We start from the raw sequence: 21,962 nt of genomic DNA on the forward strand, positions 1-21,962 counted from the left end.
TAGCCTCAGCGGGTGTCAAGCGCTGAGATCCCAGACATTCCGGCCGAGGCCCGAGCAGGCGTACACCGCGGGCCGCTTCGTGAGGGCGAGTGGGTGCGGCTGACCGACACCAAGGGTCGCCGCCACAACTTCGAGCTCGTCGCGGGCAAGCGCTTCTTCTCCAACAAGGGCCACATCGACCACGACGAGCTGATCGGCCGCGAGGAGGGCTTCACGGTCACCGCCTCCACCGGCGGTGAATACCTGGTCTTCCGCCCGCTGCTGTCGGAGTTCGTCGTCTCCATGCCCCGCGGCGCCGCCGTCGTCTACCCCAAGGACGCCGCCCAGATCGTCGCCATGGCCGACATCTTCCCGGGTGCCTCCGTGGTGGAGGCCGGGGTCGGCTCCGGCGCCCTGACCTGCTCGCTGCTGCGCGCGGTCGGCCCGTTCGGCAAGGTCACCTCCTTCGAGCGCCGCGAGGAGTTCGCCGAGGTCGCCCGCAAGAACGTCGACCAGTTCTTCGGCACCCCGGCCGGGGAGTCCCACCCCAACTGGTCGCTCAACCTCGGCGACCTCCAGGAGGAGCTCCCGCGCCAGCAGATCCGCTGCGACCGGCTGATCCTCGACATGCTCGCCCCGTGGGAGTGCGTCGACGCGGCCGCCGAGTCGCTCTACCCCGGCGGCATGGTCTGCGCCTACGTCGCCACCACCACCCAACTGTCCCGCTTCGTCGAGACGGTCCGTGCCCACGGCGGGTTCACCGAGCCGCAGGCGTGGGAGTCGCTGGTGCGCGACTGGCACGTCGAGGGGCTCGCGGTCCGGCCGGGTCACAAGATGATCGGCCACACCGCCTTCCTCGTCACGGCCAGGAAGCTGGCACCGGGCGAGCGCGCGCCTCGCAAGACGCGGCGACCTGCACCCGGGGCGTACGGGGTCGACTACACGGGTCCGCGGCCGGCCGACATGCCTGCTCCCGAGCCCGTCGCGGAGGTCGTTGTGGACGCCACGCCGGAGGATGTCGCCGAGCTGGACTGAGTCTGCTCCGGGGTCGTCCGTGTTTCCGACGTTCCGCGGGTCGACACGAAGTCGGTCGAAGTCGACCGAATAGTGTCCAACACCGGTAAATCCTTCTCCTCTCCTACCCCTCCGCCTTGTAGGGTCGAAGAAGTAGAGGAGGTGTGCTGATGTCGACATCCGATGGATTCCATTCCGAGGGGCGCAGCCCCGAGGAGCTCGAGAGTCATGTCCGTTTCCTCGAAGCTGAGGTGACCGACCTGCGGCACAGACTGACCGAGATGCCCGGATCTTCGCGTGGCCTGGAGGCGCGGCTCGCAGACGCGCAGCGCTCCCTGGCCGCCGTGACGTCGCAGAACGAGCGACTCACCGTGACGCTTCGGGATGCCCGAGACCAGATCATCAAGCTCAAGGAGGAGGTCGACCGGCTGGCACAGCCGCCAGCAGGCTTCGGCACCTTCATCGAGCGCAACGAGGACGACTCGATCGACGTGTTCACCGGCGGGCGCAAGCTCCGGGTGACCGCGTCGCCCAACGTCGACCTCGACGAGCTGCGCTATGGCCAGGAGGTCATGCTCAACGAGGCGCTGAACGTCGTGGCCGCGATGGAGTTCGAGAAGGTCGGCGAGGTGGTGATGTTCAAGGAGCTGCTCGCCGACGGTGAGCGCGCGCTGGTCATCGCCAACGCCGACGAGGAACGCGTCGTGCGGCTCGCCGAGCCGCTCCTGAACGACGCCATCCGCGCCGGTGACTCCCTGCTCCTCGAACCTCGCTCGGGGTATGTCTACGAGAAGGTGCCCAAGTCCGAGGTCGAGGAGCTCGTCCTGGAGGAGGTGCCCGACATCTCCTACGAGTCGATCGGTGGCCTCAGCGGCCAGATCGAGCAGATCCAGGACGCCGTCGAGCTGCCCTACCTCTACCCGGAGCTCTTCATCGAGCACCAGCTCAAGCCGCCCAAGGGCGTGCTGCTCTACGGCCCTCCGGGATGTGGCAAGACCCTGATCGCGAAGGCCGTCGCCAACTCGTTGGCGAAGAAGGTCGCCGCGAAGACGGGGGCGGACGGCAAGTCCTACTTCCTCAACATCAAGGGCCCCGAGCTCCTCAACAAGTACGTCGGCGAGACCGAGCGTCACATCCGTCTGGTCTTCCAGCGGGCTCGCGAGAAGGCCGCGGCCGGCACCCCGGTCATTGTCTTCTTCGACGAGATGGACTCGCTGTTCCGTACGCGTGGCACCGGTGTCTCCTCCGACGTGGAGAACACCATCGTCCCGCAGCTGCTCTCCGAGATCGACGGTGTCGAGGCGCTGGAGAACGTGCTGGTCATCGGTGCCTCCAACCGTGAGGACATGATCGACCCGGCGATCCTGCGTCCGGGCCGTCTGGACGTGAAGATCAAGATCGAGCGTCCCGACGCGGAGGGTGCTCGAGACATCTTCTCGAAGTACCTGGTCCCCGACCTGCCGCTGCACCCGACCGACGTGGGCGAGTTCAACGGCGACAAGCAGGCCACCGTCGACGAACTGATCCGCACGGTCGTCGAGCGGATGTACACCGAGTCCGAGGAGAACCGCTTCCTGGAGGTCACCTACGCCAACGGTGACAAGGAGATCCTCTACTTCAAGGACTTCAACTCCGGCGCGATGATCCAGAACATCGTCGACCGAGCCAAGAAGATGGCCATCAAGTCCTTCCTGGACTCTGGTGAGGACGCCGCCCAGAAGGGCCTGCGGGTGCAGCACCTGCTCCAGGCCTGCGTGGACGAGTTCAAGGAGAACGAGGACCTCCCCAACACCACCAACCCCGACGACTGGGCCCGCATCTCCGGCAAGAAGGGCGAGCGGATCGTCTTCATCCGCACGCTCATCACCGGCAAGCAGGGCACCGAGCCCGGCCGTTCGATCGAGCAGGTCTCCAACACGGGTCAGTACCTGTAGTCCTCGATATCAACCCAACCGGCCTGTCACCTGCGAGAGCAGGTGACAGGCCGGTTCGGTGTACGTGGCAGTGCAGCAGCTCGTCGTGGCGTACGAGGCATGCCGGGAGCGCATCTGTTCACACAAGCGATTCTGTAGACGAGCCCGTGGCGTCTCTCAGCGCCCCTGGACCGAGACGAGCGCCGCGTTGCCACGCGAGTCGACCTTCACCACCGCGACGGCGTGGCCGCCGTCGACCTCGGTCTCGATCTCCCGGGCCCGGTCCTGGGGGACGAAGAGGCTCTCGATGCCGCAGCTGAGTCGCCAGCCGTCGTCGTGGCACTTCAGGAACGGCCCGGCGGCGGGCCGCTCGGTGGTGACACCGGTGGCCTCCCAGACCGGGCCGCGTCGCGCCAGCGAGACGTACGCATCGCCGGTCTGCTCGGTCGTACGCCTGCTGATGTCGGTGTAGGAGAGGTCCACGTAGGTGCCGCGGAACGGGTCGATGGGATCGACCGGCTCGACGCGGAGGCGGATCTCCTCGCCGGTGACGCGGGCCGAGAGCTGGCCGGCGACGGCGATGCCGACGAGGCCGAGGTTGAGGATGCAGACGAGTGCTACCCGGATGCGAGTGTTCATGAGAGGGCCTCACCGAGGTTGGCGGCCACGCCCCGCCGGGCGCGGTCGAAGACGAAGCCGGTGGCGAGCAGCAGCACGCCCAGCAGCAGGAACAGGGTCGCGCCGGACATGATCGGCGCGAAGACGGCGAAGCTCTGCATGGTCGTGAACACGACCAGCGCGCCGGTGGCGAGCACGACGAGCAGCGTCTGGTCGCGGACGGAGCCGTCGACGGCGACCGCACCGGCGACGACGACGTACACCGCGATGCTGACGAAGGCCGACAGCCATGCCTCACCAGAGACGGAGCCGAGATCGTCGACGTGCGGGTCCCAGGCGACCAGGGCGAGCCCGATCGGCACGATGAGCGCCGAGGCCAGCACCTCCCACCGAGACAGCCCGTCCGTACGGACCATGGCCAGCGCGGCGAGGAGCACGGCGATCACCAGGGCGCCGAGGAGGACCGGGCTCCACCCGAGGTCGCGGTCGCCGATCTGCGGGATGGCGGCGACGAAGAGACCACCGAGGACGAGTACGCCGCCCGCCAGCCGCCACACCTGCGCGAATGCCTCCTGGCGCCGATCGTGCAGCGCGGCCATCGCGGTGGCGACCACGCCGCCGACCAGCACCGCGAAGACGCCGGCGAACGTGCTCTCGCTGCTCGCCACCACCTGCCAGTCGAACCAGATCATCGTGGTCACGATGCCGACGACCAGCGGCGCCAGGCCGGCGCTCGCGTAGGCGTAGAGGAGCGCCCCGAGCCCCCAGAGCCCGACCAGGGAAGGCTCGTACGCCGGCACCTGGAGGCTCTGCGCGGCCTGGAAGACGACACCGCCGAAGCTCATCGCCGCGATGCCGCGGAAGGCGCCGCGCAAGGGCCGGGCGAGCGGGAGCGTCTCCGCGGCGGCGGTGAACGCGAGCCAGACGACGACGATCCCCACGAACCGCATCAGTGGGGAGAGCGCGTCGAGGTTCGTCGCCACCAGCCACAGCAGCCCGACGCCCAGGAACGCGCCACCGAGGTAGGAGATGACCCGCGTCAGCGAGCCGGTGTGGGAGGCGACGTACTGTCCCTTGATCCTCTCCGCGGTCTCCTCGGTGAGGATGCCCTCGCTCACCCAGCGGGCGGTCTCACCGTTCAGCCAGTCGAGCCGCCTCGACGCGACCGGTCGTACTTGTGTGTCCATAGGACCATTGCAGCGGCACGCGCGGGAGCGGCGCGTGAGCCTGCATACTCAACTCGTCGGCCCGAACGGCTCACAGCGGGCCGGCTGGGATGTATTCGGCTGCGCGTGGGCATCCGGCCGGGCTAGGTTTGAGGCATTCGCGGGACGGGCCCGCGGTAGAACGGGGACTCTGATGGCGGCGTGGTTGTTGATCCTGGTCGGCTTGGCGGTCGTTGTGGTCGTGGTCGCCGTCGTCGCGTTGGCGTGGGTGCTGTCCGGTCGCGCCAAGCCGGGCGGGGCGATCAACCCGCCCAACGACGCCGCTGTGCAGCGTGCGCACGGCCAGTCGTCCCACAGCCAGACCATGAACCACGGGAACCCCGGCCCGGGCATCTGATTCTCTAAGGTTGGTCGACGTGGCAGAGGACATGGGGCGCAAGGACATCGAGGCAGGTCTGGAGACCCGCCATGAGCTGGGGGACGCGTTCGACGCGGAGCTGGTCGCCGGCTTCGCCGACCGCATCGAGAGGACCGTCCAGGAGCGGGTCGGCGCCACGGCCGCCGCCCGCACCCTCGCCGAGCGCAACGAGTCGCGGACCTCGGTCTTCCAGTTCGTGCTCGGCGCCGGCTCGGCCGTCGCGGGCATCCCGATCAGCATCACCCTCGGCGTCACCGACAACCTCGGCGCGCTGGTGATCTCCTGGGTCGGGCTCGTCGGCGTCAACGTCGCCCACGCGCTGCGTACGCGCAAGCGCTGAGGCGGGGTCGACGAACAGAGAGCCCGACCGAGCGACCCCTCAGGGCGCCGTGGTGGGGACCGGGGCGCGCTGAGGTCGCTGCTGCTGCCACTCACGTGCACTGGTCACGTAGATGGCGGAGTTGAGGACCACGCCGAGCAGGAATCCGAACTGCCCTGTGACGAGGGCGAAGACGGTCCAGGGGATCTGGGTGATGAGCAGGAAGTGCTGCGCCCACCAGACCTTCCTGCCGACGAGCGCCGTTCCGGCGACTCCGAGAAGGGTCAGGGCATAGGACCAGAGATCGGTCACGAGGGTGCGAAGGCTTTCTCAAACGTGCATGCGGTGGCCCGGGTTCGCTGGTCCCGAGTTGCGGCGAAGATTCGCTTGGTAGAAATCTTGACGGCTGCGGCTGGGTATCGTCAAAGTGACGCGAATGTGCGCCGTATCACGCCGAAGCGCGACCCACGGACACGTATCCCCAGGGCTTGGAGGCGGCCGGTCCAGGCAGGTAGTCCTGCTGGAGGAGCTCGACCTGAAGTCCCTGGTCGGCTAGGAGTTTCGGGATGTCCCGAGTGAGGTGGCAGCCGCCGAAGAGACGCTGCTGGAGGCCGTCGAGGCGGTGCTGCCAGCGAGCGACACCGGCGTCGGGGGACAGGCCGTGCTCGGCGAAGCCGATCGTGCCGCCGGGGCGCAGGACGCGGCGCAGCTCGCCGAGGGCGCCGGCGACATCGGGGATGGTGCACAGCGAGAAGGTGACCAGGGCGGTGTCGACGGAGGCGTCGGCGAGCGGGAGGTGGGCGCCGTCGAGCCCGACGCGGCTCACCGGAACAGGCGACCTCGAGCGGCGCGCGGCCGAGAGCTGCCAGGCCACGTCGGAGGGCTCGACGGCGATGATCTCGGTGACCTCGGGCGGGTAGAGACCGATGTTGCTGCCGCTGCCGAAGCCGATCTCGACGACCTGGCCGCGGAGGCCGTCACAGGCCTTCGCGCGCAGCGGCTCGAGCTGCGGGAGACCGCAGGTGCGGTCCACGATGTGTGGCACCACCCGCGCTTCCCACAGCCCCATGGCAGCTCACTCTTCCATCTCACCGGTCCACTGGACACCGAGGAGCAGCGTGTCATCGGTTTCGGCGATCGTCGTGAATCCCAGTCGCCGGTAGAAGCCGACCGCGCGGGTGTTGGCGGTGCTGACGCCGAGGTGCGCGCCGCGTACGCCGGCGACGTGGAAGGCGCCGAGCATCATGCCGATCAGCTCCTTGCCGACGCCCTGGCCCTGGGCGCGGGGGAGCAGGTTGATGTGCAGGTGCGCCGGGTAGTCGCTCAGCAGCTCGCCGGGCGTACGCACCGGACGATGGATCAGGGAGCGCAGCCGGGCGTTCCAGTCGGTGCGGTCGTGGTCCGGCCCCGGATCGGGGTTGACCACCCGCAGCGCGGGCCACCAGTCCTCCTCGCACTCCTTCTCGAAGGCGCGGGTGAACGGGGTGCCGACGACGTAGCCCACCACGCCCTCGGAGTCGACCGCCACGAACCCCAGCCCCAGGCGGAGCACGATGTAGGGGGCGGCGTAGATGTTCCCCGGCAGCCGCGGGTCGTCGTAGAACTCGGTGGCGTCCTCGCCCGATGCCCCGGTCAGCAGACAGATCGAGAAGAGATCGTCGAGGTCGTCGGCGGTGGCCCGCCGGATCTCAGGAGTGCCCATGCCCCAACCTCACCATGACTCGCCTCCGCCGTCGCCGCCGCCTCCACCACCACCGAATCCTCCGCCCCCGCCGCCCCCGCCGGAGAACGTGGTTGCGTTACCGCCGGACCCCGACAGCCCGTCGCTGCTGAAGGTCGAGGAGATCTCGTAGGAACGGATCGCGGAGCCGAGTGCCTGCTCGAAGTCGTCGGCGAGCGCGGAGACGAGCCCGCCCCCGTCGGCCGCGGCCACTTGGGCGCTCCCGCCCGCCTGGGTATGGCTCAGGTAGGCGGGGACGGCGAGTGCCGCGGCGCCGGTCACGCTGACCCGCCGCGCCCACTCGTCGGTGATCCCGAAGCCGACCGCCCAGGGCAGCTCGGAGTCATAGAGCGCCTGGTCGCCGATGAACCCGTCCGACCGGGCGCGGAGCGTCTGGCTGAAGCCGAGCGCTTCGGCGGCCAGCCGACGGCCGGCCTCGGTGCGCACCAGTCCCGCGCCCTCCGGGAGCACCGGGATGATCAGCACCGCGAACACGCCGGGCACGAGCGTCCACAACGCGGTGCCACCGGGACGTGCGAACGCGAGGAGGACCGTGGCGACCGCGGCCGGCCAGAACAGCAGGTGCCAGATGCCCCGGTCCGTACGCCGCTCGAGGAGCTTTCTCCGGATCGCCCACGACTCCAGGTCCTTGCGCATCGTGACCCGGGCATCGCTCAGCTTCCAGCCGGCGGCCTTCGCCGCCCTCGACTTCCTGCTCGCCCCGATCGCCACGCCGTCGAGGGTCCTGACCTTCCGCGTCACCGTGTCGATCCGGTCCCAGGCCGCCTCCTCGTCGATGCGGACCCGCCACCCGTTCTGCGTCGAGCGGATCGTGGCCAGTCCCCGGGAGGCGGCGTAGAGAACGCCAGCGGCGAGGAGGGTCGGTCTGGCCCGCTTCGAGATGATGTACGCAGCCTGTGCCGGCCCCACTCCGTCAGGAGGCATCGCCCGCGGCTGAGCCGGCGGCAGCGGATCCCGGGTCCTGACCAGCACATACACCGCCGGGATGGCGAAGCCCACCGTCAGCGCCAGCAGAACGGCGGCCATCGAGAGGTCGCTGCCCATGACCGGGTCCCAGGCCTGCGGCCAGGGGAGCACCTCGTCGGAGACCGGTGGCGCGGCCATGTCCAGCCCGGTGCGTACGGTGACCGGGGTGCCGGGCTCGAGCGGCCCGGTGGTGATCTCGAGATCGGTGCCGTCCCGCCCGGGCGTGGTCGAGCATCCCTCGACTGCGCCCTCCCCGACGGCGCAGCGTACGTCCCCGGCCAGCGCGGGCAGAGTGAGGGAGAGGGTCGAGTGCTCGATCGGCAGGCGCCAGCCTGAGGGGATCAGGTTCCAGTAGAAGGTGGACCGGTCGCCGTCGGGCAGCAGGACCGAGGACATCCGATAGCTGATCTCGTAGACGTGCTCTCCGGCGGGTATCTTCTCGCCCGGGCTGCCGATGCGGAGGTCGGTGTAGCGCCCGGCCCACCCCTCGCGGGTGACCTCGGTCTCGGCGGAGGGCCGCTCGGGTGCCCGGCCTCCGTCGACCAGCACGTCGATCCTCTCGGGCACCCGACGCAGGCCGGGTGCGTTGGGGTCGCGCGAGTCGAAGAACCGGAAGATGCCATGGCGGGTGGAGTCCGGGAACTCCACGGTGAGCGTCTCGGTGACGGACATGGTGCCCTCGTCGTCGACGACGAAGGACGCGCGGTAGTCGCTGATCGTCGGGCCCTCGGTGACCTCGTCGCCGGCGGGCGCGTGCCGGGCCGCGGCCAGGGGCCACAGCACCAGGGCGGCGAGGACGAGCCCGCCGATCACGTACCCCCGGACACGGCCTCTCACTGGTCTCCTCCCGGTGCCGCCCAGCCGAACAACCGCGGGCAACCTGAGCGTGGCGTATGGATGCTCACGTGCCTTCGCGCACATGGCCGGTAGCCTTGCAGGCATGAGCGTACGACGGGTGATGGGCACGGAGGTCGAATACGGAATTTCCGTGGCCGGACAGCCCCAGGCCAACCCGATGGTGGCCTCGAGCCAGGTCGTCAATGCGTACGCATCCTCGACCCTGAAGGCGAGGAGAGCGCGCTGGGACTTCGAGGAGGAGTCACCGCTGCGTGACGCGCGCGGCTTCGACATGTCGCGGCAGGTGGCCGACCCCAGCCAGCTCACCGACGAGGATCTCGGGCTGGCCAACGTCATCCTCACCAACGGCGCCCGGCTCTACGTCGACCACGCCCACCCGGAGTTCTCCTGCCCCGAGGTGACCAACCCGCTCGACGCGGTGCGCTGGGACAAGGCCGGGGAGCAGGTGATGCTCGACGCCTCCCGCGCGGCGGCGCGGCTGCCGGGCAACCCGCAGATCCACCTCTACAAGAACAACACCGACAACAAGGGCGTCTCCTACGGCGCGCACGAGAACTACCTCATGCGCCGGAGCACCGCGTTCGCCGACATCGTCAAGCACCTGACCCCGTTCTTCGTCTCCCGGCAGGTCTTCGCCGGCGCCGGGCGGGTCGGGATCGGCCAGGAGCGCCCCAAGCACGGCTTCCAGATCTCCCAGCGCGCCGACTTCTTCGAGGTCGAGGTGGGCCTGGAGACCACGCTCAAGCGGCCGATCATCAACACCCGCGACGAGCCCCACGCCGACCCGGAGAAGTACCGCCGCCTCCACGTGATCCTCGGCGACGCCAACCTGGCCGAGGTCTCGACCTACCTCAAGGTCGGGAGTACGTCGCTGGTGCTCGCCATGATCGAGGACGGCTACATCACCCGCGATCTCAGCGTCGACGGTCCGGTCTCCTCGCTGCGCGCGGTCTCCCACGACCCGACGCTGAAGACCCTGATCACGCTCAAGGACGGACGCAAGCTGACCGCCGTCCAGCTGCAGATGGAGTATCTGGACCTGGCCAAGAAGTTCGTCGAGGAGCGCTACGGCTCCGACGCGGACTACCAGACCAAGGACGTCCTGGAGCGCTGGGAGTCGGTGCTCGACCGGCTCGAGCGCGACCCGATGGAGTGCGCCAAGGAGCTCGACTGGGTCGCGAAGTACAAGCTCCTGCTCGGCTACCGTGACCGCGACGGCCTGGAGTGGGACGACCCCAAGCTCCACCTGATCGACCTGCAGTACGCCGACATCCGCCCCGAGAAGGGCCTCTACCACCGTCTGGTCCGCGCCGGACGGATCGAGCGGCTGCTGACCGACGACCTGGTGGAGAAGGCGATGCACGAGCCGCCGACCGACACCCGGGCCTACTTCCGTGGCCGCTGCCTGGAGAAGTACTCCGAGAACGTCGCCGCGGCCAGCTGGGACTCGGTCATCTTCGACCTGCCCGGACGGGAGTCGCTGCAGCGGGTGCCGACGATCGATCCGCTGCGCGGGACGAAGAAGCATGTCGGTGGGCTGCTCGATGCCTCCGACACCGCGCAGGATCTTTTCGAGCGTCTGACCGGCGGCAGCTGAGCCCCTCGGCGGGGCTCGTCATGCCACAGAGCGGCCCAACGTACGACTTCGCCTTCCTCCCTCAGCGAAATCGTGCAATCTTGCCTCAGGTTTGTCGGTCCTAGTGGATAGGTTGGTGCCATGGCACAGGAGCAGAAGCAGCCGAAGAAGTCCTCCGAGACCGAGGAGGCCGTCGAGACCGCGCCCGAGACCGACGTCAACGAGCGCAAGGAAGCGCTGGACTCCGACGTCGACGACATCCTGGACGAGATCGACGACGTCCTGGAGACCAACGCCGAGGACTTCGTGAAGTCCTTCATCCAGAAGGGCGGTCAGTAGCAGATGTCGGAGTCCCGCATCCCGGCGGCTTACATGACGCCGGGCACCTCGTCCTTTGCCGATTTCCTGACCGCCCAGTCCCCAGAGCTGCTCCCGGGGCACAACCCCGTCCCGGGCAACCTGGGCGACCTCGCCCCGCACGGCACCACGATCGTCGCGGCCACCTTCCCCGGTGGCGTGATCATCGCCGGTGACCGGCGGGCGACCCAGGGCAACCTGATCGCCGAGCGCGACATGCGCAAGGTCTTCCCGGCCGACGAATACTCCGCGGTCGGCATCGCCGGCTCGGCGGGCCTCGCGGTCGAGCTGGTCAAGCTCTTCCAGACCGAGCTGGAGCACTACGAGAAGATCGAGGGCACCACCCTGTCCATCGAGGGCAAGGCCAGCCGGCTCTCCGCCCTCGTCCGCGGCAACCTCGCGATGGCCATGCAGGGCCTGGTCGTGGTGCCGCTCTTCGTCGGGTTCGACCCCGACGCGGGCGTGGGGAAGATCTATGGGTACGACCCGACCGGCGGCCGCTACGAGCAGACCGGATACGCCGGCGTCGGCTCGGGCTCGCTGTTCGCCAAGGGCGCGCTCAAGAAGCTCTACCGGGCCGACCTCGACGAGGACACCCTGGTCGCGGTCCTGGTCCAGGCGCTCTACGACGCGGCCGACGACGACTCGGCCACCGGTGGTCCCGACCTGTCTCGCAAGTTGTTCCCGCTGGTCCACGTGATCACCGCCGACGGCGGGCACACCCTGCCCGACGCCGAGGTCGCCGCGGTCGCGGAGGCTGTCATCGCCGGGAGGCTCCAGCGGCCCGACGGTCCCATCGCCGAGCTGGAGGCCTGAGCCATGAGCACTCCCTTCTACGTCTCCCCAGAGCAGCTGATGCGCGACCGCGCGGACTTCGCGCGCAAGGGCATCTCCCGGGGCCGGGCCCTGGTCTCGCTGCAGTACGCCGACGGCATCGTGTTCGCCTCCGAGAACCCCTCGGCGGCGCTGCACAAGGTCAGCGAGATCTACGACCGGATCGCCTTCGCCGCGGTCGGGCGCTACAACGAGTTCGAGAACCTGCGCATCGCCGGGGTCAGGCTGGCCGACATGCGCGGCTACGCCTACGACCGGCGCGACGTCACCGGCCGCGGCCTGGCCAACGCCTACGCCCAGACGCTCGGCACGATCTTCTCCTCCGGCGGGGAGAAGCCCTACGAGGTCGAGCTGTTCGTCGGCGAGATCGGTGACGCCGCGGAGAGCGACCAGCTCTACCGGCTCACCTACGACGGTCAGGTCGTCGACGAGCACGGGTTCGCCGCCATCGGCGGTGCGGCCGAGGCGGTCGGTGGCTACCTCAAGGAGCGCTACACCGAGGGCGCCACGCTCGAGGACGCGATCAAGCTGGCCGTCGCCGCGCTCGGTCACACCGAGACCGAGGACCGGGAGATCGAGGCGAAGAACCTCGAGGTCGCGGTCCTCGACCGCACCCGGACGCAGCCGCGCAAGTTCCGCCGGATCCGGCCGGCGACGCTGCTCGAGATCCTCGGCTCGGCCGCGGCGCCAACCGCTCCGGCCGAGGTCGAGGCCGCCGCGCCGGCGGCCGTGGAGCCGCCCGCGGAGAAGCCGGCCGACAAGCCCGCGGAGAAGCCCGTCGACGAGGCCCCGCTGGCCCCGCCGGCCGACGACGACGGCGAGCCGCCGATCGCCCCGCCGCTGGACTGAGCTCAGAAGCCGGGGAGTCTCGGGCGCACAGGTGCGCCCGAGACTCCCCGGTTTCGCTCGGTCTGCGGTCTATCCGAGACCGGCGATGGCGACCAGGATCAGCGCGACCCCGGCGATCGCCGGCCCGGCGAGGCGCTCGCCGAGGACCGCCGCGGCGGCGACCGCGGCGGTGACCGGCTCCATCAGGCTGGCCACCGTCGCCGCGCTGCTGCGCGTGGTGCGCAGCCCGGCATAGAGCAGCCCATAGGCCAGTGCCATCGTCGCCAGGCCCAGATAGACCAGCCAGACCCACACCGTCGCCGAGGACGAGACGAGCGGCCCGCCGCCGAGCAGCGCCAACGGAGCGAGGACGAGAGCCCCGACGCCGGTCGCACCGGCCGTCACGAGCAGCGGGCTGCGCTGCTGCGCGAGCGGGCGCCCGACCGCAGTGGTAAGGGCGTAGGCGGATCCGGACGCGATCGCGAGCAGCACCCCGGTCACCGGCCGGCCACCACCCGCGCCGGTTCCGGCGTACGCCGAGGCCAGGACCAGGCCGGTGAGCGCGGTCGCCAGCACCACGAGCTGGCGGCCGGTCGGCCGCCGGCGTGAGGCGACGGCCTCGCCGGCCAGCAGGATCGCCGGAGCGATCCCGAGGCTGACGACGGTGGACACGGTCACTCCGACAGCGACCACGGAGCCGAAGTAGAGCGCTTGGTAGAGGCCGGTCGCGACACCGACGACCACCGTGCGGAGATCGAGACGGAGCTCGCGCAGCCGGCCGATGACGGCAAGGACGGCGAGCAGGGCGACCGAGGCGATCAGCATGCGGTAGGCGCTCACCGTGAGCACCGACATCGGCGTGATCGCGCGGACGATCTGAAGAACGAGGCCGCCGGTGCCCCACAGGACCCCGGCGAGGCAGATCTGAACGAGCCCGAGACGGGCGAGGAGAGAAGACATCGAAGTGGTGCTCCAGGTTCGACGAGACGAGAAGGGCAGCGTCTGGAGCACGCCACAGAGAGCCGATCCGCGCGGTCAGCGAGAGATCGGCGGGGCCGCTCCGGTCAGGCGACCGGCGGCGGAAGCAGGCCGAGGTGCTTCGAAGTCATGGCCCGAAGTGTGCCACACCTCCTGGGCCCGGGTCCGGCGGTTTCAGGGTGCATCGCCAGGCGTCAGCCGATCCGGTCGCAGAGCGAGACGACGATGCCCTCCGGGCCGCGGACGTACGCCATCCGCACGATGTTCTCGTGCACGCCGACGCCTCCGACGAGCCCGTAGCCGTCCTCGGCCAGTCGCGCCAGCTCCGCGTCCAGGTCGTCGACCTCGAAGCAGACGTTGCGAAGGCCCAGCACGTTGGCCATCGCATCGGGCGCGCCGTCGACGTGGTCGGGGCGTACGAAGCGGGCCAGCTCGAGCGCCGTGCCGCCGGCCGGCGGGCGCAGCATGACGACCTCGCAGCGGGCTCCGGGGATCCCGCAGACGGTGTCGAGGAACTCGCCCTCCACGAAGGTACGGCCCTCGATCTCCAGGCCGAGGCCGACGAAGAACTCGGTGGCGGTGTCGATGTCGGCGACGGTGACGCCGATGTGGTCGAAGCGCAGCTGCTGTGTCATGACTCTCATCCTCGTGTCTGTCGGGTGTCTTCGTCAGGGAACGGAGCCGGCACGCCGTTCTCTACATGGTCATGACCGGTTGGCTAGGGTCGCTGAACGTGGACGGGGACAGGTCGCCATGGCGGCGAGGGAGGCTGCTCGCGCTCACCGCAGCGCTGCTCGCGGTGGTGATCGCGCTCCACGACCTGGTGCCGAACCGCTGGGGCAACCTGGGTTCGCTGGTCGCCACGGCCCTGCCGTGGCTCGGTCTCGCCGTGCCGCTGCTCGTCCTGGGGGCGATCGTGCGGCGTTCCGCACTCGCCGCGCTGCTCGCGCTGGCTCCGCTGGCGGCCTGGGTCGGTGTCTTCGGGCCGCAGCTGCTGCCTGCCGGGTCCGCGGCGTACGACCTCACGGTGGTGCAGCACAACGTCGCCGACGACAACCACGACGTCGAGGGCACGGTCGACCTGCTGCTGGCCGAGGATCCTGACATCGTGGCGCTCGAGGAGGTCACCCCCGAGCACCTCCGGCACTACGAGGCGGCGCTGGAGCCGCGGTTCGACCATCACGCGACCCAGGGCACCGTCGGTCTCTGGTCGCGCTACCCGATCACCGAGCACACCCGGGTCGACATCCGCCCTGCGGGGATCCACGCGTCCTGGGACCGCTGCCTGCGCGCCGTCGTCCGCACCCCGGACGGCGACATGGCGGTCTACGTGGCACACCTGCCCTCCGTCCGGCTGGGGCCGCGCGGGCTGGCGGCGAACAGCCGGAACCGGAGTGCGAAGCTGCTGGGTGAGGCGATCGCCGCGGATCCGGCACCGGCGGTGCTGCTGACCGGCGACCTCAACGGCAACCTCCGCGACCCGGGCCTGGAGCCGGTGACCGAGCAGGTCTCGCGCAAGGAGCACGGGTTCCGGCTCACGTTTCCCGCGGCGCTCCCGGTCGTGCAGCTCGATCATGTCCTCGCGCGCGGTGCCGAGGTGAGGGACCTGAAGGTCCTGCCGCGCTCCGGCAGCGACCACCGTCCGGTGGCGGCCCACGTGTCGCTGCGCCGGGTTCGGTGACGTCCGAGCCGATCGGTCGTGCCGGTGGGTGGCGCGGCTCGCCGTGTCGTACCTCCGAACGCCTCCGGAGTGACCGTCGACCGTCTAGGGTTTCAGTATGGAGAGGCGCATCTTCGGCATCGAGAACGAGTACGGCGTGACCTGCACGTTCCGCGGCCAGCGGCGGCTGAGCCCGGACGAGGTGGCCCGCTACCTCTTCCGCAAGGTGGTGAGCTGGGGCCGCAGCTCGAACGTGTTCCTCCGCAACGGCGCGAGGCTCTACCTCGACGTCGGCTCCCACCCCGAGTACGCCACGCCCGAGTGCGACGACGTGATCTCGACCGTCACGCACGACAAGGCGGGGGAGCGGATCCTGGAGGGCCTGCTCCTCGACGCCGAGCAGCGGCTGCACGACGAGGGCATCGCCGGCGACATCTACCTGTTCAAGAACAACACCGACTCGGCCGGCAACTCCTACGGCTGCCACGAGAACTACATGGTCAGCCGCGCCGGTGAGTTCAGCAAGCTCGCCGACGTGCTCATCCCGTTCCTGGTCACCCGCCAGCTGATCGTCGGCGCCGGCAAGGTCACCCACACGCCGCGGGGCGCGGGGTTCGCGGTCTCCCAGCGCGCCGAGCACATCTGGGAGGGCGTCTCGTCCGCGACGACCCGGTCGCGCCCGATCATCAACACCCGCGACGAGCCGCACGCGGACGCCGAGAAGTACCGGCGACTCCACGTCATCGTCGGCGACTCGAACATGTCCGAGACCACCACGATGCTCAAGATCGCCAGCTGCCACCTGGTGCTGCGGATGATCGAGGAGGGCGTCGTCATGCGGGACATGACGATGGAGAACCCGATCCGCGCCATCCGCGAGATCGCCCACGACCTCACCGGCCGCCGCAAGGTGCGGCTGGCCAACGGCCGCGAGGCCAGCGCCCTGGACATCCAGAACGAATACCTGTCCAAGGCGCGCGAGTTCGTCGACCGCCGCGAGATCACCGACCCGACCATGATGGCGGCGCTCGACCTGTGGGAGCGGGGCCTGAAGGCGATCGACTCCGACGACCTCGACCTGGTCGACCGGGAGATCGACTGGGTGATCAAGTGGAAGCTGATCGAGCGCTACCGCGCCAAGCACGGCCTTCCGCTGGGCCACGCACGCGTCGCGCAGCTCGACCTCGCCTACCACGACATCCACCGCAACCGCGGCCTCTACTACCTGCTGGAGAAGAAGGGCGCGGTCAAGCGGGCCACCACCGACCTGAAGATCTTCGAGGCCAAGTCGGTGCCGCCTCAGACCACCCGGGCACGGCTGCGCGGTGAGTTCATCAAGAAGGCGCAGGAGCGCCGCCGCGACTTCACCGTCGACTGGGTCCACCTCAAGCTCAACGACCAGGCCCAGCGCACCGTGCTCTGCAAGGACCCGTTGCGGGCGTACGACGAGCGGGTCCAGCGGCTGATCGACGGCATGTAGATCGCCACGTGGACGGCTAGCCGGGGTGGCTTCGCTGCGGGGCAACCACCGGGCGGATATGGTGTGCTCCGCTGTCGTCTATTTCCTTGACCATGAAGGTTTGCACTGTGCCCACTGCTCCTCGGCTTCGTCTGCGTCACGCGCTGAGCGCGCTGGCCGTCACCCTGCTCATCCCGGCTCTGGTCGCCTGTGGCGGCGAGGAGAAGACGGGGTACGGCGACGAGACCGTCTCCGGCTTCGACGGTGTCACGGTCTCGACCTCGGTCGACAAGGCGCCCACGCTGAAGTGGAAGTCCGCCATCTCCTACCCCAAGGACCCCAAGGTCAAGACCCTGACCGAGGGCGACGGCGAGGCGATCCCGAAGGACCGCGGCGTGTTCGCCAAGATCTACATCGGCAACGCCACCACCCTGGACAAGAAGTGGGCCTACGAGAGCCAGGCACCCGAGGGTGAGGAGCTCCCGACGGAGAAGCCGTGGAGCACCATCTTGAAGGGCGCGAAGGTCGGCGACCGGATCGAGGCGATCATCGGCTCGGGCGACCTGCTCGGTGAGGGCGGCAACCCGCAGATGGGCATCGGCAACCACGACACGCTGGTGGTCGTCGTCGACGTGGTCAAGGCCGCTGCCGACAAGACGCCGCACGACGTCGACGCCAGCGAGCTCCCGAAGCTCGTCGAGAAGGACGGCAAGCCGACCGGCTTCGACTTCTCCGGCATCGCCAAGCCGAAGGCCGACGACGTCCTCAAGCGGGTCATCCTCACCGAGGGTGACGGCGAGGAGATCACCACCGACCAGACGGTCACCGCCAACTACCTCGGCATGACCTACGGCGCCAAGAAGCCCTTCGACGAGAGCTTTAGCAAGAAGGCCGTCCCGTTCGCCCTCAACCAGGTGGTCGCGGGCTGGACCAACGGTCTGGAGGGCGTCAAGGTCGGCAGTCGCGTTCTGCTGCAGATCCCGCCGGAGCTGGGCTACGGTGCAGAGGAGAAGCCGGGCCAGGGCGGCAAGCCGGGGATCCCGGCCAACAGCACGCTCTACTTCGTCATCGACGTCGTCAAGGCCGAAGCCACCCCGGCGCCGCAGTAGAAAGTCTCTAGGGGGAGAACACACCGTGGCGGCGGGTAAGACCGAGCGGTTGATGAACCTGCTCATCATGCTGCTCGTGCAGCGTGACAACGTGTCGAAGGAGCGGATCCGCGAGGTCCTCTACCCGTCGTCCCACGGTGAGGCGTTCGAGAAGATGTTCGAGCGCGACAAGGAGGAGCTGCGCAGCCTCGGTGTCCCGATCGAGACCGGGGTGATCGACTCCTTCTTCGAGGACGAGATCGGCTACCGGGTCAGTCCCGAGCAGTTCGCGCTGCCGCCGATCACCCTCGAGGCGGACGAGCTCGCCGTGGTCGCGCTGGCCACCAAGGTCTGGGAGAACGCCTCGATGGCAGAGGCGACCACCGAGGCCGTGCGCAAGCTCAACGCCGCCGGGCTCGAGACCGACGTCTCGGCGCTGGAGATCGTGCAGCCGCGCCTGGCCGCGGAGGAGGGCTCCTTCGACGTGTTCGTGGCCGCGACCCAGGACCGCCAGGTCGTGGAGTTCGACTACCGCGGGTCGCGGGCGGCAGAGCCGTCCCGCCGGCGGCTGCAGCCGTGGGGCGTGGTGCGCTACTCGGGCCGTTGGTACGCGGTCGGGCATGACGTCGACCGCGACGACACCCGCATCTTCCGGCTCTCCCGCGTCCTGGGGGAGGCCCGGGCGGTCGGCGAGTTCGATGCCTTCGAGGTGCCGGCCGAGGTCGACGTACGCGATATTGCACGGACGCTGGCGCCGGCGCCGCCCACCGGCAAGGCCGTCCTGCTGCTGCGGCAGGGGAGCGGTTACATGCTCCGGCGGGCCGCCGACTCGATCGAGCCCGGGGTGACCGGTCCCGACGGCTCCGACGGCTGGGACCGGGTCGTGCTGACCCGGGTGCCCGCCGACCTGGTCGGGGCGGTGCTGGGCCACGGCCCCGACGCCTACGTCGAGGAGCCCGAGGACCTGCGCCGCGAGGTCGCGGCCCGGCTGGAGCGGCTGGTCGCGCGCCTGAACGGAGCACTGTGATGAGCACGAACACCGGTGCCAAGGGGCAGGTCGGGCGGCTGCTGACGCTGGTGCCCTACCTCTACTCCCAGCCCGAGGACGTACGCCTCGACAAGGCCGCCGCCGACCTCGGTGTCGAGGAGAAGCAGCTGGTCAAGGACCTGCAGGTGCTCTTCATGTGCGGTCTGCCGGGCGGCTACCCCGACGACCTGATCGACGTCGACATCGACGCGCTGACCGAGCCCGACGGCGACCGGGTCATCCGGATCTCCAACGCCGACTACCTCGACCGGCAGCTGCGGCTGACCCCGATCGAGGCCACCGCCGTGATCGTCGCGCTGCGCGCGCTGCGGGGTGGCGCGGTGAGCGCGGAGACCAAGGAGGTCGTCGACCGCACCCTGGCCAAGCTCGAGCAGGCGGCCGCCGAGGGTGCCGCCGGCAGCGTCGACCCCGGCGAGGAGCCGATCGACACCTCGCTCGTCCAGATCCATGCCGCGATCGCGACCGCGATCGACCAGGGCCGCCAGGTACGCATCGACTACTGGGTCCCGGCACGCGACGAGGAGTCGTCCCGCGTCGTCGACCCGCGTGCGCTGGTCTCGATCCGCGACATCGAGTATCTCGACGCCTGGTGCCACCAGGCCGAGGCGCCGCGCAGCTTCCGCCTCGACCGGATCCGGGGCGCTGAGGTGCTCGACACGCCGATCGTGGTCGCGCCGGAGACCGGCGACGGTGCCGACCTCGACGGCGGGGGCGAGTCGCTGCTGCGTACGGATTCCGGCACCGTCGTGCGGGTGCGACTGGCGCCGGAGGCGCGCTGGGTCGGCGAATACTATGCGGTCCTCGACCCCGCGGAGCTGCCGGGCGGCGGGCTCGAGGTGGGCCTGCGGGTCTATGACCAGCGCTGGCTCACCCGGTTGCTGCTGCGGTTGGCTCCCTATGCTGAAATCGTCGAGACCGAGGACAGCCCCATGGCGCAGACAGACACAGAGTTCACTGAATCGTTTGCCGCGACTGCACGGCAGGCCCTCGGCCTGTACCGTTCGGGCGCGTAGACTTCTGACGTTCCCCCTAGACGTAGATGAGGTAGTTCATGTTCACTCCAATGATCGGTATGCCGCAGGGCGCCGAGTGGCTCATCATCCTGGCGATCGTGATCCTCGTCTTCGGGGCCGCCAAGCTGCCCGAGCTCGCGCGAGGCACCGGCCAGGCGCTGCGCATCTTCAAGACCGAGACCAAGGGTCTGCGCGATGAGGACGAGAAGGCGAAGGGCGAGAAGGCCGAGAAGCCGGCCGAGCTGACCGCCGCCGAGCAGGACCGCATCGCCGAGCTCGACCGTCGTGAGGCCGAGATCAAGGCCGAGCGCGAGCGCCTCTCCGGCAACTGAGGCCCACCTTGTCCATCGCCGGTGTTGTCGCGCTCCTGCGCGGCACCCCCAAGCATCCCATCGGCGACGACGGCCGGATGGCGCTCTCCGACCACCTGCGTGAGCTCCGTGCGCGGGTGATCAAGGCGTCTCTGGCCCTGATCGTCGGTTTCATCGTCTCGCTGTTCTTCTTCGAGCAGCTCTTCGACCTCGTCATGGACCCTTACACCGAGGCCGTCAAGATGATGGACAAGGACAGCGGAGCCGCGTCGCTGAGCTCGGTGAACGGCGCCGCCGGCGGGTTCATGCTCTACCTCAAGCTGTGTGGCCTGGCCGCGTTCATCGGCACCAGCCCGATCTGGCTCTACCAGATCTGGGCGTTCCTGATGCCCGGCCTGCACGCGCACGAGAAGCGGATGTCCCGGATCTTCGTGGCGGTCGCCGGGCCGCTCTTCCTGGTCGGTGTCGTGCTGGGCTACGTCACCTTGCCCAAGGGCCTGGAGATCCTGTTCGCCTTCGTCCCCGACGGCCTGACCAACATCGTCGAGTTCAGCGAATACCTCAGCTTCCTGAGCCGCACGCTCCTGGTCTTCGGCATCGCCTTCGAGATCCCGGTCTTCTGCATCCTGCTCAACCGGATCGGGGTCCTGCCCGGTGCCGCTCTCGGAAAGTACCGAGCCTGGATCATCGTCGGCTCCTTCGTCTTCGCCGCGGTGGCGACGCCGTCGGGTGACCCCTTCACGATGAGCATCATGGCCATCCCGATGGTCCTGCTCTTCGGGATCTCCGAGGTCATCACCCGGTCCCACGACAAGCGCAAGGCGGCCAGACGCGAGGACAGGATCGGGGATCCTGACGTCCCGTCCGTGATCTGACCACTACGATGCGGCAGGTGACGCGCCAGATCGCCCTGCTCGCCAACCCCACCGCCGGCCGCGGCAACGCCGACCAGATCCTCGATGCGGTCACTGCGAGGCTCGCGGCCTCGGGGGCCGTGGTCGAGCACCTGATCGGCGACGACGCCGACCATGCTCTCGAGTTGGCCCGGAAGGCGGCCGCCGACGGCGTCGACACGGTGGTGACCCTCGGCGGAGACGGCATGGTGCACGTCGCGGTCCAGGCGCTGGCCGAGACCGAGGTGAGCCTCGGCGTCGTGCCGCTCGGCACCGGCAACGACTTCGCGCGGGCGCTCGGGATCCCGACCGGCGATCCGCTGGCCGCGGCCGACGTCGTCGTACGCGACCAGCCCCGCCGCATCGACCTCGGGCGTGCCCTGGCGCCGGCCTCGGGCTCCGCTTCCGCCACGCAGACCTGGTTCGCGACGGTGCTGGCCGCCGGGTTCGACGCCGCCGTCAACGAGCGGGCCAACGCGATGCGCTGGCCGCACGGCGACCTCCGCTACACGCTCGCCGCGCTGTCGGTGATCCGCAGCTGGAAGCCGGTGCCCTACCGGCTCGAGATCGACGGCGTCGTGCGCGAGCAGGAGGCGATGCTGCTGGCGATCGCCAACACCGAGTCCTACGGCGGCGGCCTGCGGATCGCGGCGGAGTGCGACCCCGCCGACGGCCTGCTCGACGCCATCCTCATCAAGCCGGTCTCCCGGCTGGAGTTCCTGCGGGTCTTTCCGGGCGTACGTCAGGCCAAGCACCTCACCCACCCGGCCTTCGAGCGCATCCGGGCCCGCCGGATCACCGCCTCGGCCCCCGGCGTGGTCGCCTACAGCGACGGGGAGCGCCTGGGGTCGCTGCCGCTCGAGGTCGAGTGCGTGCCTTCCGCTCTCGGCGTACTGGTGCCGCCGACCGCCTGAGTGTCGGTGTC

Annotated in this window: 24 protein-coding genes; 16 read left to right on the top strand and 8 right to left on the bottom strand. The window is 69.6% G+C overall.

Annotation, left to right across the window (positions count from 1 at the left end; all coding sequences use genetic code 11):
• Positions 1-12: 12 nt before the first annotated feature.
• Together UG56_RS00395 and arc are read left to right on the top strand one after the other, a co-directional pair.
• On the top strand, positions 13-1,014 hold the full coding sequence (locus UG56_RS00395) for a tRNA (adenine-N1)-methyltransferase (protein ID WP_045550820.1): 1,002 nt from the start codon (positions 13-15) through the stop codon (positions 1,012-1,014).
• Positions 1,015-1,163: 149 nt separating this feature from the next.
• A complete protein-coding gene (arc, locus tag UG56_RS00400) occupies positions 1,164-2,927 on the top strand; it encodes a proteasome ATPase (RefSeq protein ID WP_045550819.1) in 1,764 nt (587 codons plus the stop codon).
• A gap of 156 nt (positions 2,928-3,083) precedes the next feature.
• Here arc and UG56_RS00405 read toward each other — a convergent pair whose 3' ends face one another.
• Together UG56_RS00405 and UG56_RS00410 are read right to left on the bottom strand one after the other, a co-directional pair.
• Positions 3,084-3,545: a GDYXXLXY domain-containing protein gene (locus UG56_RS00405; RefSeq protein ID WP_045550818.1), complete on the bottom strand. Its 462-nt coding sequence runs from the start codon at positions 3,543-3,545 to the stop codon at positions 3,084-3,086.
• On the bottom strand, positions 3,542-4,711 hold the full coding sequence (locus UG56_RS00410) for a DUF2157 domain-containing protein (protein ID WP_045550817.1): 1,170 nt from the start codon (positions 4,709-4,711) through the stop codon (positions 3,542-3,544). The genes UG56_RS00405 and UG56_RS00410 overlap by 4 nt, the downstream gene beginning before the upstream one ends.
• A 202-nt stretch (positions 4,712-4,913) precedes the next feature.
• Between UG56_RS00410 and UG56_RS28155 the strand changes: the two genes are divergently transcribed.
• Together UG56_RS28155 and UG56_RS00420 are read left to right on the top strand one after the other, a co-directional pair.
• Positions 4,914-5,087, top strand: coding sequence for a hypothetical protein (locus tag UG56_RS28155; protein WP_177191390.1), 174 nt, complete (start codon positions 4,914-4,916; stop codon positions 5,085-5,087).
• 19 nt (positions 5,088-5,106) lie between these two features.
• Positions 5,107-5,448 carry a hypothetical protein gene (locus UG56_RS00420; RefSeq protein ID WP_143054847.1) on the top strand — a complete coding sequence of 114 codons (342 nt, stop codon included), beginning with the start codon at positions 5,107-5,109 and terminating at the stop codon, positions 5,446-5,448.
• Positions 5,449-5,487: 39 nt separating this feature from the next.
• Here UG56_RS00420 and UG56_RS00425 read toward each other — a convergent pair whose 3' ends face one another.
• The 4 genes from UG56_RS00425 to UG56_RS00440 all read right to left on the bottom strand — a co-directional run bounded on the left by UG56_RS00425 (position 5,488) and on the right by UG56_RS00440 (position 8,971).
• Entirely contained in the window at positions 5,488-5,739 is a 252-nt protein-coding gene (locus UG56_RS00425; protein ID WP_052693995.1) for a hypothetical protein, read from the bottom strand.
• 136 nt (positions 5,740-5,875) lie between these two features.
• On the bottom strand, positions 5,876-6,496 hold the full coding sequence (locus UG56_RS00430) for a class I SAM-dependent methyltransferase (protein ID WP_045550814.1): 621 nt from the start codon (positions 6,494-6,496) through the stop codon (positions 5,876-5,878).
• Between the two features lie 6 nt (positions 6,497-6,502).
• Positions 6,503-7,129, bottom strand: coding sequence for a GNAT family N-acetyltransferase (locus UG56_RS00435; protein ID WP_045550813.1), 627 nt, complete (start codon positions 7,127-7,129; stop codon positions 6,503-6,505).
• Between the two features lie 9 nt (positions 7,130-7,138).
• On the bottom strand, positions 7,139-8,971 hold the full coding sequence (locus UG56_RS00440; RefSeq protein ID WP_177191391.1) for a DUF2207 domain-containing protein: 1,833 nt from the start codon (positions 8,969-8,971) through the stop codon (positions 7,139-7,141).
• Between the two features lie 103 nt (positions 8,972-9,074).
• On the opposite strand from UG56_RS00440, the gene dop reads away from it, so the two are divergent.
• The 4 genes from dop to prcA all read left to right on the top strand — a co-directional run bounded on the left by dop (position 9,075) and on the right by prcA (position 12,608).
• Positions 9,075-10,589: a depupylase/deamidase Dop gene (dop, locus tag UG56_RS00445; RefSeq protein WP_052693992.1), complete on the top strand. Its 1,515-nt coding sequence runs from the start codon at positions 9,075-9,077 to the stop codon at positions 10,587-10,589.
• A gap of 120 nt (positions 10,590-10,709) precedes the next feature.
• Positions 10,710-10,907, top strand: coding sequence for a ubiquitin-like protein Pup (locus UG56_RS00450; protein WP_045550810.1), 198 nt, complete (start codon positions 10,710-10,712; stop codon positions 10,905-10,907).
• 3 nt (positions 10,908-10,910) lie between these two features.
• Positions 10,911-11,741, top strand: coding sequence for a proteasome subunit beta (gene prcB, locus UG56_RS00455; RefSeq protein WP_045550809.1), 831 nt, complete (start codon positions 10,911-10,913; stop codon positions 11,739-11,741).
• 3 nt (positions 11,742-11,744) lie between these two features.
• A complete protein-coding gene (gene prcA / locus UG56_RS00460; RefSeq protein WP_071326804.1) occupies positions 11,745-12,608 on the top strand; it encodes a proteasome subunit alpha in 864 nt (287 codons plus the stop codon).
• 69 nt (positions 12,609-12,677) lie between these two features.
• On the opposite strand, the gene UG56_RS00465 is transcribed toward prcA, so the two are convergent.
• Both UG56_RS00465 and UG56_RS00470 read right to left on the bottom strand, forming a co-directional pair.
• Positions 12,678-13,547, bottom strand: a complete 870-nt coding sequence (locus UG56_RS00465) for a DMT family transporter (protein ID WP_071326805.1) — start codon at positions 13,545-13,547, stop codon at positions 12,678-12,680.
• Between the two features lie 212 nt (positions 13,548-13,759).
• Positions 13,760-14,200 (bottom strand): VOC family protein, encoded by a 441-nt coding sequence (locus tag UG56_RS00470; protein ID WP_045547239.1) that lies wholly within the window; start codon positions 14,198-14,200, stop codon positions 13,760-13,762.
• 71 nt (positions 14,201-14,271) lie between these two features.
• Here UG56_RS00470 and UG56_RS00475 point away from each other — a divergent pair, with 71 nt between their 5' ends.
• The 8 genes from UG56_RS00475 (at position 14,272) to UG56_RS00510 (ending at position 21,951) form a co-directional block, all read left to right on the top strand.
• Positions 14,272-15,246: an endonuclease/exonuclease/phosphatase family protein gene (locus tag UG56_RS00475; protein WP_071326816.1), complete on the top strand. Its 975-nt coding sequence runs from the start codon at positions 14,272-14,274 to the stop codon at positions 15,244-15,246.
• Between the two features lie 97 nt (positions 15,247-15,343).
• On the top strand, positions 15,344-16,705 hold the full coding sequence (pafA, locus tag UG56_RS00480; protein ID WP_045547238.1) for a Pup--protein ligase: 1,362 nt from the start codon (positions 15,344-15,346) through the stop codon (positions 16,703-16,705).
• 107 nt (positions 16,706-16,812) lie between these two features.
• Entirely contained in the window at positions 16,813-17,793 is a 981-nt protein-coding gene (locus tag UG56_RS00485; RefSeq protein ID WP_052693183.1) for an FKBP-type peptidyl-prolyl cis-trans isomerase, read from the top strand.
• 52 nt (positions 17,794-17,845) lie between these two features.
• Positions 17,846-18,799: a helix-turn-helix transcriptional regulator gene (locus tag UG56_RS00490; RefSeq protein ID WP_256206364.1), complete on the top strand. Its 954-nt coding sequence runs from the start codon at positions 17,846-17,848 to the stop codon at positions 18,797-18,799.
• Complete coding sequence (locus UG56_RS00495; RefSeq protein WP_045547236.1) at positions 18,799-19,833, top strand: helix-turn-helix transcriptional regulator; 1,035 nt, start codon at positions 18,799-18,801, stop codon at positions 19,831-19,833. The genes UG56_RS00490 and UG56_RS00495 overlap by 1 nt, the downstream gene beginning before the upstream one ends.
• Before the next feature lie 38 nt (positions 19,834-19,871).
• Positions 19,872-20,165 carry a twin-arginine translocase TatA/TatE family subunit gene (gene tatA, locus UG56_RS00500; RefSeq protein WP_045547235.1) on the top strand — a complete coding sequence of 98 codons (294 nt, stop codon included), beginning with the start codon at positions 19,872-19,874 and terminating at the stop codon, positions 20,163-20,165.
• Between the two features lie 8 nt (positions 20,166-20,173).
• Positions 20,174-21,019, top strand: a complete 846-nt coding sequence (gene tatC, locus UG56_RS00505) for a twin-arginine translocase subunit TatC (RefSeq protein WP_052693181.1) — start codon at positions 20,174-20,176, stop codon at positions 21,017-21,019.
• A gap of 17 nt (positions 21,020-21,036) precedes the next feature.
• Positions 21,037-21,951: a diacylglycerol/lipid kinase family protein gene (locus UG56_RS00510; protein ID WP_045547248.1), complete on the top strand. Its 915-nt coding sequence runs from the start codon at positions 21,037-21,039 to the stop codon at positions 21,949-21,951.
• Positions 21,952-21,962 lie beyond the last annotated feature (11 nt).

Source organism: Nocardioides luteus, from assembly GCF_000960475.2.
In the GTDB taxonomy this organism is placed as follows: Bacteria; Actinomycetota; Actinomycetes; order Propionibacteriales; family Nocardioidaceae; genus Nocardioides; species Nocardioides luteus_A.

What these genes read in the sequence shown, in the direction of transcription:
- arc (WP_045550819.1), top strand. Translation starts at nt 1,164, where the DNA reads ATGTCGACATCCGATGGATTCCATTCCGAGGGGCGCAGCCCCGAGGAG.
- UG56_RS00405 (WP_045550818.1), bottom strand. Translation starts at nt 3,545, where the DNA reads ATGAACACTCGCATCCGGGTAGCACTCGTCTGCATCCTCAACCTCGGC.
- UG56_RS00410 (WP_045550817.1), bottom strand. Translation starts at nt 4,711, where the DNA reads ATGGACACACAAGTACGACCGGTCGCGTCGAGGCGGCTCGACTGGCTG.
- UG56_RS00430 (WP_045550814.1), bottom strand. Translation starts at nt 6,496, where the DNA reads ATGGGGCTGTGGGAAGCGCGGGTGGTGCCACACATCGTGGACCGCACC.
- UG56_RS00435 (WP_045550813.1), bottom strand. Translation starts at nt 7,129, where the DNA reads ATGGGCACTCCTGAGATCCGGCGGGCCACCGCCGACGACCTCGACGAT.
- dop (WP_052693992.1), top strand. Translation starts at nt 9,075, where the DNA reads ATGAGCGTACGACGGGTGATGGGCACGGAGGTCGAATACGGAATTTCC.
- UG56_RS00450 (WP_045550810.1), top strand. Translation starts at nt 10,710, where the DNA reads ATGGCACAGGAGCAGAAGCAGCCGAAGAAGTCCTCCGAGACCGAGGAG.
- prcB (WP_045550809.1), top strand. Translation starts at nt 10,911, where the DNA reads ATGTCGGAGTCCCGCATCCCGGCGGCTTACATGACGCCGGGCACCTCG.
- prcA (WP_071326804.1), top strand. Translation starts at nt 11,745, where the DNA reads ATGAGCACTCCCTTCTACGTCTCCCCAGAGCAGCTGATGCGCGACCGC.
- UG56_RS00465 (WP_071326805.1), bottom strand. Translation starts at nt 13,547, where the DNA reads ATGTCTTCTCTCCTCGCCCGTCTCGGGCTCGTTCAGATCTGCCTCGCC.
- UG56_RS00470 (WP_045547239.1), bottom strand. Translation starts at nt 14,200, where the DNA reads ATGACACAGCAGCTGCGCTTCGACCACATCGGCGTCACCGTCGCCGAC.
- UG56_RS00475 (WP_071326816.1), top strand. Translation starts at nt 14,272, where the DNA reads ATGACCGGTTGGCTAGGGTCGCTGAACGTGGACGGGGACAGGTCGCCA.
- pafA (WP_045547238.1), top strand. Translation starts at nt 15,344, where the DNA reads ATGGAGAGGCGCATCTTCGGCATCGAGAACGAGTACGGCGTGACCTGC.
- UG56_RS00490 (WP_256206364.1), top strand. Translation starts at nt 17,846, where the DNA reads ATGAACCTGCTCATCATGCTGCTCGTGCAGCGTGACAACGTGTCGAAG.
- UG56_RS00495 (WP_045547236.1), top strand. Translation starts at nt 18,799, where the DNA reads ATGAGCACGAACACCGGTGCCAAGGGGCAGGTCGGGCGGCTGCTGACG.
- tatA (WP_045547235.1), top strand. Translation starts at nt 19,872, where the DNA reads ATGTTCACTCCAATGATCGGTATGCCGCAGGGCGCCGAGTGGCTCATC.